Below are 12,599 nucleotides of genomic sequence, written 5' to 3'. Positions count from 1 at the left end.
AAAATGTTAGCTCGAGTATTATTTGTTGTTTTATTTTTTCTGAAAGTTGCCCCAAACGATGAGGTTACCATTTCATGGAACGACAGTAAAAAACTCACATGGCAGGATTTTAGGGGACCAGTTGAGAAATATTCAGATGCAGTGGCGGTCACAGCCTCTGGTATTACCTTTTCCTTTTCGGTACAAGAATCCAACAGTAAAATTGTGTCTTTTAATGCAAAAGCACATGCGCATTTCTATCCAGAAAAATCATGGTATCTAAAAGATAAAGGTGATGACCATATTTTAGCCCACGAGCAACTCCATTTTGACATAACAGAACTCCACGTTAGGAAGTTGCGCTACGAAATTTCAAAATTGAAAATTTCACAAAATATCAAAATCAAACTTCGAAACTTACACGAGCAGGCAAATGTAGATTTAGCGAAAATGCAGAATGTTTACGACACACAGAGCAACAATTCAATCAATAAAGAGAAACAACTGGTGTGGTCACAATTTGTAAATGCAGAACTTGATAAATACAAAGCCTTCCGCTCAAAGTAAAAATGATTCAGCCCGATAAAAATTTTCTAATCAAACTCGCGCATACAAAAATGCCTTTCGGTAAATATGAAGGTCGATACTTAATCGATCTCCCAGAATATTATGTAGTGTGGTACCATAATAAAGGGTTTCCGAAGGGAAAATTGGGAGACATGCTTACGCAAGTGTATGAATTGAAATTGAATGGTTTAGAATATTTAATTAGAGATATTAAACAGCGTTATCCTAAATAGAGTCTTCAATTTCCAATTGGATTAACTTACAATTGGATAAAACACCTTTCTTTAAATAAAAAATAAGATTTTCGTGATTATAGATATTTTACAAATCCCTAAAGATCATATCATGAAAACTAAAATTGCTTATACCGTTGGCTCAGAGACCTTGCAAACAATATTAATTGAAAGTTTGAAAAAAGTTTTTGTTTATAAGCAGTTGATTAATAATACTGAAAATCCATACATCCTGGATTGGATTTCAAATAAGGTAAGTGATACCGATAATTTTATATTGGAAGTCCAGGTACAACTTGAGGCTATGGGATTAAAGCCTAACGGGATGTCTAAAATTCATGTATTAATCAATAAGATTGCTTTTGAATGTAATATGATCTTTGCCACTCGAGACGATGAGTTTGTAATAAGTGAGTGTTTAAAAACAGATTTAAATTATCTTAATAGCTTATCGCAAGTAAGAAAATCTTCGTTAATTACAGATGAGCTGTATCAAATTTATTCTCAACAAATAGCATCTATTAAAAGAAAACCTTCTCCAAACTTAAATAGACAAAATATCTTAATTAGTTAATATTACCACATTGTTATTATGGTGTATATGCTTTAAATACTCATTATCAATCCCATAGTTTAAATTATAAACAGTATGTTTAAAGACATATGAGTTAATCTGTTGTTTGATAAAGAACAAATTGAATCGATAATCTGCATAATTTTGTAGTATTAATCCAAATCTCTCATTATGTTCGAAATTTCAATTGGCATTGCTTTAGGCTTAATATGCTTTCAAATAATCAAGCCTGTATTTAAAGATTCTTTAAAATTAGATACACATCATTCAAAATACCTGACTAGCAGTAAATTTGTAAATAAATTTATTAAGAAATAACTATTGTAAGCATTGTAAGCATTGTAAGTATTAATTGCAAATATTGGTCTTTTCAATCCATGGGTTTACAAAATCCTGTTCTTCGCCTAGAATATTTTTTTTATAGGGCTTAGGAAATACCAAATAATAATTGCCTTCTTTTTTTAGGAACCTAAATTTTAATTTTGTGCAATAAGTTCCCTTTCCATGGTTTACGAGCATGGTAATAGTATCTTTTTCTATTTCAATGTTTTTCACAGATTCTACTAAAATAAAATTTTCTTCAATTGTTGGAGAAATTGGCTTGTCACTGTAACGATCCAAATCATTCATTTCTATCATATCATTCACAAAGGATTGAATCCAATTGTCAAGATTAGGTTCTTGATTTGTTTTGATAATAAAGAGAAGTAGAATTATTGTTATTAGTGGTTTCACTTTTGCTTTTTCGGTTAATGTGTATATCTAAGAATAGTGCGGTTTTGTTTGCGAGGATCTTCCGAAGGAAAAAAAATCAGACGTAACAAAAATGCAAGGACTATTGATTAAGCGCTAAACTAAGTATTATTTTTATACGGTGTATTACACCGCTATTTTTTATATAATTTCTCAATCAATGAGTAGTTTCCGTTTACAAAATGCTCCAAATATTTCAAGGATTTCTCGAAACTAATAGACCAAATATCGTCAACAACCATTTTTTCTTTTTCTCCAAATAATCCAAATAGAACTTTTACTCTTTTAGATCTTTTATACCATAAAGAGAATTCTAGGTTTTTGTTGTTATCATAATTAGCAGTCAAGCAGAAACTTTTTCCGTTTTTGATGCAAGTGAAATCTAAAGAAGGATTGTAATGAATGTCTTCTTGTTTTAAAGAATCTAAAAATTTTAGTTTTTCAATCCAAGGGTAATTTTTAGCTATTTCCAAAACTTCATTTGCAGATATTGAATTATTTAGATACTCAATATTTTCTTTTTGGGGATGGCAAATAGAATATTTATATGTCATTTGGTTTAATGGTGTAAAAAGTATCTCAGTTAAAAAATCGTTTCAATGTGTTTTATCAGTCGCTAGACGAAGTTCGACTATTTTTTTTACAAAGTCAAGTCAAAATAGCTAGGCTAAAATCGAGCACATTTCAGTATTAAAAACAAACCTAAAAACAATGCATCAATAACTATTTAAATTTTGTAAATTTGCCTGCGTTTAACAGCGCAACATGACAACTAACACAAAATACATCTTTGTAACAGGAGGTGTTACTTCTTCCCTAGGAAAAGGTATCATCGCAGCATCTTTGGCCAAACTCTTACAGGCTCAAGGTTACAGAACGACCATTCAAAAATTAGACCCTTATATTAATGTTGATCCAGGTACTTTAAACCCGTATGAACATGGTGAATGTTACGTCACAGATGATGGTGCAGAAACCGATTTAGACCTTGGTCATTACGAGCGTTTTTTAAATGTGCCAACAAGCCAGTCTAATAACGTAACAACAGGTCGTATTTATCAAAGTGTCATTGATAAAGAACGTCGTGGCGAGTTTTTGGGTAAGACCGTGCAGGTGATTCCTCATATTACAGACGAGATTAAAAACCGAGTTCAAATTTTGGGCAATTCTGGTGATTATGATATTGTTATTACAGAAATTGGAGGAACTGTTGGTGATATAGAATCCTTGCCTTATGTGGAAGCAGTAAGACAGTTAAAATGGGATTTGGGAGAGCACAACGCCATCGTAATTCATTTAACGCTAATTCCTTATTTATCTGCAGCAGGAGAATTAAAAACCAAACCAACCCAGCACAGTATAAAAACCCTGATGGAAAGTGGCGTCATGGCAGATGTTCTCGTTTGCAGGACAGAGCATGAGCTCCCAGAAGAAATAAGAGATAAGCTAGCAAAATTCTGTAACGTACGTCCAGAGGCAGTCATTCAATCTATTGATGCATCAACAATTTATGATGTACCAAATTTAATGCTCCAGCAAGGCTTGGATACGGTTGTTCTAAAAAAACTGGACTTGAAAAGCAAAGCGCCAGATTTAACACAATGGAATCAGTTTTTGTTACGCCATAAAAATCCAAAAGGTGAAGTCACTATTGGTTTAATTGGTAAGTATGTTGAGCTTCAAGATTCTTACAAATCTATACTTGAGGCATTCATTCACGCAGGTGCAGAGAACGAGGTCAAGGTCAACGTGCAATCCATACATTCTGAATATTTAACTAAAAATAATGCTTCGGAAAAATTAAAACATTTGCATGGTGTCTTGGTGGCTCCAGGTTTTGGCGAACGTGGTATTGAAGGAAAAATCGAAGCAGTACGCTATGTTCGCGAACAGAATATTCCGTTTTTAGGCATTTGTCTAGGCATGCAAATGGCAGTCATTGAATACTCTAGAAACGTATTGGGATTGGAGAAGGCAAACTCTACCGAAATGGATGAACACACCGCATATCCAGTCATCAACCTCATGGAATCCCAAAAATCAATTATAGATAAAGGAGGCACAATGCGATTGGGTGCTTGGGATTGTCAATTGTTAGAGGGCAGTCTAGCAAAACAGATCTACAATAAGGTCGATATTAAAGAAAGACACAGGCATCGTTATGAATTTAATAACGATTACAGGGAGCAAATTGAAGAAGCTGGCATGAAAGCTACAGGTTTAAATCCTGAAACAGGCTTGGTAGAAATCATAGAAATCCCAGCACATAACTGGTTTGTTGGTGTACAGTACCATCCAGAATATAAGAGTACCGTTGCAAACCCACATCCTCTTTTTGTATCGTTTGTAAAAGCAGCTCTAGATTATAAAATAAATACCAAAAGTGTCACTTTGGCACAGAAATAATAATGGATAGCTTTTTGATATCGAGTGAGCATCCTCTCTAACTAACCAGAGAAATTTTTTATAGATAATATGGAAGAAAAAAAATTCGACGTAAAATCGATTATAGGTTTTGTACTTATCTTCGGAATATTACTCTTCATGATGTGGAAAAATCAACCTACACCAGAAGAATTAGCTGAAAAAGAAAAGCAAGAGCAACTTGAAGCTAATAAAAAAGCTGAAGCTCAACAAACCAAGCAAGACACTAAAGTCACTACTGCAGAAGATTTTACAGCACCAAATCCAGGAGACTCGACTAAGCTTGAAGCATTGAAAAGTAAGTTGGGAGCATTTGCGTTTTCATCAACCTTACCATCTGCGACAGATGATTTTACAACAGTTCAAACCGATGTTCTAGATCTTAAGTTTAGTAATAAGGGTGGATTTCTTTCTGAAGTTATTCTGAAAAAATTTGTGGATTATGATTCTGTCCCGATCGCTTTAATCCAAGACGGTAATGAGAGTTTCAATATTACTCTCCCAACAACAGATAATAGAATTCTAGATACCCAAGATAAATATTTTGAGCCTACAGTTACCAAAAATGGTGATAACACTGTGGTCTCTATGAAATTTAAGGCGTCTGCATCTCAATATTTAGAATATAGGTATGAGATCAAGCCAAATGATTACATGATTGATTTTTCAATTGTATCAAAAGGCTTGAGTCAGGTTGTCAATAGTTCGCAACAAATAGATTTAGATTGGAAATTAAAGACCTATCGTCACGATCAAAGTATCACTTATGAGAATCGTTACACGCGATTAACATATATGTACGATGAAGGGAAAATTGATAAATTGGCACAGAATGGCGACGATGAAGAGGTGATTGAAGATTTACGCTGGTTATCATTCAGACAGCATTTTTTTAGTACCATCTTGGTTGCAGACCAACCTTTTAAAAATGCATCGATTTCTTCAAATGATTTAGTTGAGGATGAAGAGGTAGATACTTTGTTCACAAAACAATATAGCTCAAAATTACCTTTGACCTTTACAAATGGAGAGGCTAGCAATAACTATAAATTATATTTTGGTCCAACAGATAGTAAGATTTTAAAGGAATATGATTACCAGTTAGAAGAAAGTATCCCATTTGGTTGGGGAATTTTTGGATGGATCAACAAAGCGTTGTTTATTCCATTGTTTAGTTTTTTAAGTGGCTTTTTACCTTATGGTATCGCAATTATTGTTATGACGATATTGATTAAGCTATTAATGTCATTCGTACAGTACAAGCAGTTTTTGTCTCAAGCAAAAATGAAGGTTTTAAAACCAGAACTAGATGCTATAAGAGAAAAGCATAAAGATAATAAAATGAAGGCGCAGCAGGAAACGATGGCACTTCAAAATAAGGCTGGCGCAAGCCCATTAGCTGGTTGTTTGCCTGGTTTAATACAGTTGCCAGTATTTTATGCACTGTTTATGTTTTTTCCAACAGCCTTTGCACTACGTCAAAAAAGTTTCCTATGGGCAGACGATTTATCATCATATGATGTTATTGCTTATTTACCGTTTAATATTCCATTTTATGGTAGTCACGTGAGTTTGTTCCCAATTTTGGCAGCCATAGCGATTTTCTTTTATATGAAAATGACCACAGGTCAACAAATGGCATCGCAGCCAACGCAAGAAGGTATGCCAGATATGAGTAAAATCATGAAGTATATGATTTATTTTTCTCCTATTTTAATGCTTATTTTCTTCAATAAGTATGCATCTGGATTAAGTTTGTATTATTTTATTTCTAACTTAATTAGTATTGGTATCATGTTGGTGATCAAAAACTATATTTTGGATGAAGATAAAATTCATGCGCAGATACAAGTGAATAAAACAAAGCCTAAAAAACAGAATAAATTTCAGAAGAAAATGGCTGAAATGATGGAACAGGCAGAGCAGCAAAAGCAAACTCAAAATAAGAGAAAGAAATAATAATTTGCTTAATAAATAGTAAAGTGCCTTTAGATTTTTCTAAGGGCTCTTTTTTTGTTTATTAAAGATGGAATAAATGTATCATTACTTCGGAAATATCAACTCATTAAACAGCTTTATACTGGTATATTAAATGATTCTATTTTAAGGGATTGTATGGTTTTTTTAGAAACAGTAATTAACTAAATAGTTGGAATGTTTTAGAGGTATTCTATTTCTATGATGAACTATTCATTTGAGTTCCATTTCCAAAGATACATCCCAATTGATAGCGAGAGATAAGGTCATAGAAAAAGCCTCTAAACAGATTGTTTAAAGGCTTTCAATAATAAGTTCGGTCTAATTTATTTTGCTATTAATCAAATATGAACTTATATTTTTATTAATCTACGGATGGTAACATCACTTTGTTTAATGCGTGGATTACACCATTTGTAGCTTGTACATCGACCACTACAACTCCAATATCTGTATTTCCAGCAGCATCGGTTACATCTGCAATGTTAGATCCGGTTCCCGGAAGATTGATGGTAATATTCTGTCCGTTTAGCATCGTTGGTGAAGCACCGTCTGTTAAATCTCCAGAAGTTATAATCGAACCAGCAATGACGTGATGTGTTAAAACGTTATTTAATAATGCATCGTCAATGTCTGCAGGAGTGTTCCAGTCATCGTTACTGTCTAATAAAGCTGTAAAAGCAGAATCTAAAGGAGCAAATACCGTAAAACTTCCAGCTCCCGATAATGTAGGTATCAACATTGGATTAGCGTCAGAATTATCTGCTTCTGCTAAAGAAGCAACCAATGCACTAAAATTTGGATTTGCAGTTGCAAATGTTGTGATTGTTGGTAATCCTATAACAGCGTCAACAATATGTACTGTCCCGTTTGAGGTTTCAATATCTGCACCTCCAGCTGTTACACTTGATACGTTATTAAATCTCACATCACCATTAGCGGTATTAAAGTAGATGCTCATTTTAAGATTACTAGGGCTATCTGCATTTGTTCTAGTATATCCATCACCTAAGTTGGTTAAATCTGTTGAAGATAAATCTGCAGAAATAACATGGTTAAGTAATACTTGTTCTAAAACATCTGTTGGTACATCTTCTAAAGTATCAAATCCATTCGCATTTAAAAATTGAGTAAATGCTGCATTTGTTGGAGCAAGAACTGTAAATGGACCATTACCACTTAAAAGGTCTACTAGATTTCCATCTGCTGCTTGAAGTGCAGCGACCAAACTAGATAGGTTTGAAGTTGCGCTCGCAGTTTCTACAATATTTAATTGGGTTGGAGTGGTTATTGTATTGTCATCATCGTTACTGCATGATGTTATGACAAGAGCCAGTAAAATTAAAGGCAAGAATTTGAGTTTTTTTGAAATAATTTTCATTTTTTTGAGTTTTTGTTTGTGAATATTCTATTAATAAAAAATTAGTCTGTTCAACAAATTTATTAAAAGAATAAACAAATCTAGATGAAGTACTATTTATTTATATATATTTTAACAATTTTCGTTGTAAATTCTTATTCTCAAGAAGCTATTAATCAATTAGATAGTGCTGGTAAACGCCACGGAGTTTGGAAAAAGTACTTTGATAAAACCAAGCAATTGCGATATCAAGGGCAATTTGATCACGGTAAGGAAATTGATACATTTAATTTTTATAGACTTAATAAAGGCGTTAGTGTCTTAAGTGCAACCAAAGTTTTTAATGACAATAATGATAAAGCTCAAGTTAAATTTTTATCATCCACGGGCAAATTGATTAGCGAAGGTGAAATGGATGGTAAAAATTATATTGGTAAATGGACATATTACCATAATAAAAATAATGCTATAATGTCTACAGAATTTTACAATGATAATGGAAAACTAGAAGGAGAAAAACTAGTATTTTATCCTGACGGAACTACTGCAGAGCAAGCAAACTACAAAGATGGTAAGTTAAACGGTAAATCAATATGGTATTCAAAAGAGGGAAAAATCTTAAAAGAATTCATGTACGAAAACGATGAATTAAATGGAATTTCAAAATACTATAATGTTGATGGAAACATTGAGGCAGAAGGTACTTATAGAAAAGATCTAAAACATGGTTACTGGAAATACTATGAAAACGGAAAACTTGTTAAAACTACAGATCATACCAAACGAAGTAAAAACCCAATTAAACAATAGCTAAAACTAATATAGATTATAGTTAATTATAATAGCAACATCACTCATGTTGCTATTTTTATTTATTAATTTTGCAAAATGGAAAGAGTAATTGTCGGACTTTCGGGAGGTGTAGATTCTAGTGTTGCAGCTTATTTATTAAAAGAGCAAGGCTATGAAGTCATTGGCTTGTTTATGAAAAACTGGCATGATGACTCAGTCACTATTTCAGATGAGTGTCCTTGGTTAGATGATAGTAATGACGCCATGTTAGTGGCAGAGAAATTAGGCATTCCATTTCAAACAGTTGATCTAAGCGAGCAATATAAAGAGCGTATTGTCGACTATATGTTTGATGAATATCAAAAAGGAAGAACTCCAAATCCAGACGTACTTTGCAATAGGGAAATCAAATTTGATGTCTTTATGAAAATTGCGCTAGACCTGGGAGCAGATTATGTTGCAACAGGCCATTATTGCAGAAAAGATGTCTCTTCGGAAATAAATTTGGTAGATGGTACTTCAAAACACACTTACCATTTATTAGGAGGAATTGACAACAATAAAGATCAATCCTACTTTTTATGTCAGTTATCTCAAAAACAACTTGAAAAATCATTGTTTCCAATAGGTGAACTAACAAAACCAGAAGTTAGAGACATAGCAAAAAAACTTGATTTGGTAACTGCAGATAAAAAAGATTCACAAGGACTCTGTTTTATAGGCAAAGTAAGATTACCAGAATTTTTGCAACAAAAGCTTAAACCTAAAGAAGGCGTTATCGTAGAAATTCCTGCTGAACATCATTTTTATGATGCTGAAAGTTTTAAATTTGAAACTAAAGCTGAAGAACTTCAACAGTTAACCAAAAAAATCAAATATTCCATTTCCGACGGAAAAATAGTGGGCAAACACCAAGGTGCACATTATTTTACAAAAGGCCAAAGAAAAGGACTCGCAGTTGGTGGTACGGTAGAACCACTCTTTGTAATTGATACAGATGTTGACGAAAATGTAATTTATACTGGTCAGGGAAAAAACCATCCTGGATTATATAAAAGAGCACTTTTTGTCACTAATGAAGAATTGCATTGGGTGCGTGAAGATTTAGAACTCAAGGTTGGAGCAACAATGCAGGTTAAAGCAAGAATCCGTTATAGACAAGCACTTGAAAACGCAACGCTTCACAAGGTGGAAGATGGACTTTTTGTTGAATTTGAAAATCTACAATCTGCAATAACCGAAGGACAGTTCGTCGCTTGGTATCTTGATGACGAATTAGTAGGTTCGGGAGTAATTTCATAAATTGCAGTAAAGAAATCTTAATCATTATTGCCTGCTCGTCGTAATGATAAAAAACAATTGTTATGAAAAAAATCCTATTCATTGGTATCGTATGCTTTCAATTCGCTGCTTTTGCCCAGCAAGATGCATGGGTTTATTTTAATCAAAAAGAGAATATTGAAGCCTCGATTGCAAACCCCATTTCAATTCTTACACAACAAGCTATCGATCGAAAAACCGCTAATGGTATCGCTATAGACGAACGCGATGTTCCTGTAAATGAAAGTTATATTACAATGCTTAAATCTCCAGAAACGGGTGTTACAGTTTTCGCGAAATCCAAATGGTTCAATTCGGTTTATGTTCGTGGTAGTGAAGAAGATATCAATGCTTTGGTTGATGATTTTGATTTTGTGGATTCTGTAGAATTTGCAGATGAAAGCCTAAATATGTCGAGAGTTGATGTTTCCGAAGATAAATTTGCTATAGAAAATAATGAAGTTGTTTTTAACTACGGAAATACGCTCAACCAGGTAGAGATGATAAATGCAGATGCGTTGCATCTTCAAGATTATACGGGTGAAGGCGTTATTGTTGCAGTATTGGATTCTGGATTTCCAAATGTAGATACAATGGGAGCATTTCAGCGTTTGCGGGATAATGGTGATTTATTGGATGGTTATGATTTTGTGCGTCGTGATGATAATGTCTATGCGTTTTCTGCTAATGATCATGGTACAAAAGTACTCAGTGATATGGCTGGTTTTATACAAGATCAATTTGTTGGTACTGCACCAGACGCATCATATTACTTATTTTTAACTGAGGATGTTGCCAGTGAAACTCCAGTTGAGGAAGCCTATTGGGTGGAGGCTGCAGAACGGAGTGATAGTTTGGGAGTTCACATTATTAATACCTCTTTAGGATATAAAACCTATCAAAACCCTGCATACACGCATACAAATGAAGATTTGGATGGCAATACAACATTTATAACAAGAGGCGCAAATATTGCTAACGAAAAAGGGATTTTGGTGGTGACTTCAGCAGGAAACTCTGGATCAAGTGGAGTTGGAGCTCCAGCAGATGGGACTGGTGTTCTCAGCATTGCAGCAGTAGATGCAAATGGTAATTATGCAGGATTTAGTTCACAAGGGAGCAACTTTCAAGCGACACAGAAACCTGATGTTGCAGCACAAGGTCTAGCGTCTTTTGTGGTTGATAATACTAATACCATCATAAATAATAATGGAACATCCTTTAGTTCTCCAATAATGGCAGGAGGTATTGCCTCACTATGGCAAGCTCTACCAGATGCTACCAATGAAGAGATTAAAGATTATGTGAGAATGTCTGCATCCCAATATACAACACCAGATTTTCTTATAGGCTATGGGATCCCAGATCTTCAATTAGCTTTGGATATTGGATTGTCATTACAAGAAGAAGATTTTTTTGAATTTAAGGTGTATCCTAATCCAGCGGTTGATATTCTAAATATCCAAATCCCGTCAGCAAATGATATTACAACTTTGAAAATCTATGATGTTTTAGGCAAATCTGTTTTAGAATTAAATATTACAGATATGTCTTCCCAATTGGATGTATCATCAATGGCATCTGGAATTTACGTGATGACGTTTCAATCTGGAAATGCTTCAAAAACATTTAAACTTATAAAATCATAAATGAGTAATTCAATTACTAATCTTTTTAAAATCAAATATCCAATCATACAGGCAGGTATGATCTGGAACAGTGGTTGGAAGTTAGCCTCAGCAGCAAGCAATGCAGGTGCTTTAGGACTTATTGGCGCAGGATCTATGTATCCAGATGTGTTGCGAGAACATATTAAGAAATGTAAAAAAGCAACGAGCAAACCTTTTGGAGTGAATGTGCCTATGCTGTATCCCAACATTGAGGAGATCATGAACATCATTGTAGAAGAAGAGGTAAAAATTGTTTTTACTTCCGCAGGAAACCCTAAAACCTGGACTTCTTGGTTAAAGGAAAGAGGGATTACCGTTGTTCATGTGGTGAGTAGCGTAAAATTTGCTTTAAAAGCTCAAGAGGCTGGCGTTGATGCGGTAGTTGCCGAAGGTTTTGAAGCAGGAGGACATAATGGTAGAGAGGAAACGACGACACTAACTCTAATCCCAATGGTGCGCGAACAATTAGAAATCCCATTAATTGCAGCTGGTGGCATTGCAACAGGACAAGCCATCTTGGCTGTAATGATTTTAGGTGCAGATGCAGTTCAAGTTGGAAGTCGGTTTGTAGCCAGTGAAGAATCTTCTGCTCATGAAGCATTCAAAAATGTAGTAGTAGATGCTAAAGAAGGCGATACGCAGTTAACCTTAAAAGAATTGGCTCCAGTGAGATTAGTGAAAAATAAGTTTTTCGACGAGCTTCAAGAATTGTATAAAAAATCTCCAAGTGTCGACGATTTAAAATTACTGTTGGGAAGAGCACGAGCAAAACGAGGCATGTTTGAAGGCGATTTAGAAGATGGCGAATTGGAAATTGGTCAAATTGCAGGTTTAATTCACGATATCAAACCTGCTGCCCAAATTGTTGAGGATCTTATTTCAGAATTTAATTACGCCAAAAAACAATCTCAAAACATTACATTGTAAAAACAGTATATTTGGCTGGTATT

General features: G+C 34.2%; 12 protein-coding genes. 9 read left to right on the top strand and 3 right to left on the bottom strand.

Going from position 1 to position 12,599, the window contains the following annotated elements; translation table 11 throughout:
• Positions 1–3: 3 nt before the first annotated feature.
• The 3 genes from GQ40_RS09780 (at position 4) to GQ40_RS09770 (ending at position 1,353) form a co-directional block, all read left to right on the top strand.
• Complete coding sequence (locus tag GQ40_RS09780) at positions 4–546, top strand: hypothetical protein (protein ID WP_047547894.1); 543 nt, start codon at positions 4–6, stop codon at positions 544–546.
• A gap of 2 nt (positions 547–548) precedes the next feature.
• Entirely contained in the window at positions 549–779 is a 231-nt protein-coding gene (locus GQ40_RS09775; RefSeq protein WP_047547893.1) for a DUF3820 family protein, read from the top strand.
• A 112-nt stretch (positions 780–891) separates the two neighbouring features.
• Positions 892–1,353: a hypothetical protein gene (locus GQ40_RS09770; RefSeq protein WP_047547892.1), complete on the top strand. Its 462-nt coding sequence runs from the start codon at positions 892–894 to the stop codon at positions 1,351–1,353.
• 348 nt (positions 1,354–1,701) lie between these two features.
• Here the strand turns inward: GQ40_RS09770 and GQ40_RS09765 are convergent, their stop codons facing one another.
• Both GQ40_RS09765 and GQ40_RS09760 read right to left on the bottom strand, forming a co-directional pair.
• Entirely contained in the window at positions 1,702–2,088 is a 387-nt protein-coding gene (locus GQ40_RS09765) for a hypothetical protein (RefSeq protein ID WP_156115567.1), read from the bottom strand.
• Positions 2,089–2,240: 152 nt separating this feature from the next.
• The gene (locus GQ40_RS09760; protein ID WP_047547890.1) at positions 2,241–2,660 is read right to left on the bottom strand and encodes a hypothetical protein; all 420 of its coding nucleotides are present in this window, start codon (positions 2,658–2,660) and stop codon (positions 2,241–2,243) included.
• 211 nt (positions 2,661–2,871) lie between these two features.
• Between GQ40_RS09760 and GQ40_RS09755 the strand changes: the two genes are divergently transcribed.
• Complete coding sequence (locus tag GQ40_RS09755; protein ID WP_047547889.1) at positions 2,872–4,512, top strand: CTP synthase; 1,641 nt, start codon at positions 2,872–2,874, stop codon at positions 4,510–4,512.
• A gap of 69 nt (positions 4,513–4,581) precedes the next feature.
• The gene (yidC, locus tag GQ40_RS09750) at positions 4,582–6,489 is read left to right on the top strand and encodes a membrane protein insertase YidC (RefSeq protein ID WP_047547888.1); all 1,908 of its coding nucleotides are present in this window, start codon (positions 4,582–4,584) and stop codon (positions 6,487–6,489) included.
• A gap of 382 nt (positions 6,490–6,871) precedes the next feature.
• Here the strand turns inward: yidC and GQ40_RS09745 are convergent, their stop codons facing one another.
• Complete coding sequence (locus GQ40_RS09745) at positions 6,872–7,888, bottom strand: fasciclin domain-containing protein (protein WP_047547887.1); 1,017 nt, start codon at positions 7,886–7,888, stop codon at positions 6,872–6,874.
• Positions 7,889–7,972: 84 nt separating this feature from the next.
• On the opposite strand from GQ40_RS09745, the gene GQ40_RS09740 reads away from it, so the two are divergent.
• The 4 genes from GQ40_RS09740 to GQ40_RS09725 all read left to right on the top strand — a co-directional run bounded on the left by GQ40_RS09740 (position 7,973) and on the right by GQ40_RS09725 (position 12,576).
• Positions 7,973–8,677, top strand: coding sequence for a toxin-antitoxin system YwqK family antitoxin (locus GQ40_RS09740; protein WP_047547886.1), 705 nt, complete (start codon positions 7,973–7,975; stop codon positions 8,675–8,677).
• Between the two features lie 78 nt (positions 8,678–8,755).
• Positions 8,756–9,961, top strand: a complete 1,206-nt coding sequence (gene mnmA, locus GQ40_RS09735; RefSeq protein WP_047547885.1) for a tRNA 2-thiouridine(34) synthase MnmA — start codon at positions 8,756–8,758, stop codon at positions 9,959–9,961.
• A 62-nt stretch (positions 9,962–10,023) separates the two neighbouring features.
• Positions 10,024–11,628, top strand: coding sequence for a S8 family serine peptidase (locus tag GQ40_RS09730; protein ID WP_047547884.1), 1,605 nt, complete (start codon positions 10,024–10,026; stop codon positions 11,626–11,628).
• Positions 11,629–12,576 carry an NAD(P)H-dependent flavin oxidoreductase gene (locus tag GQ40_RS09725; RefSeq protein WP_047547883.1) on the top strand — a complete coding sequence of 316 codons (948 nt, stop codon included), beginning with the start codon at positions 11,629–11,631 and terminating at the stop codon, positions 12,574–12,576.
• The last annotated feature ends 23 nt before the right edge of the window (positions 12,577–12,599 follow it).

The sequence above is a fragment of the Psychroserpens sp. Hel_I_66 genome, assembly GCF_000799465.1.
In the GTDB taxonomy this organism is placed as follows: domain Bacteria; phylum Bacteroidota; class Bacteroidia; order Flavobacteriales; family Flavobacteriaceae; genus Psychroserpens.
This window is presented reverse-complemented; position numbering and strand designations above follow the sequence as displayed.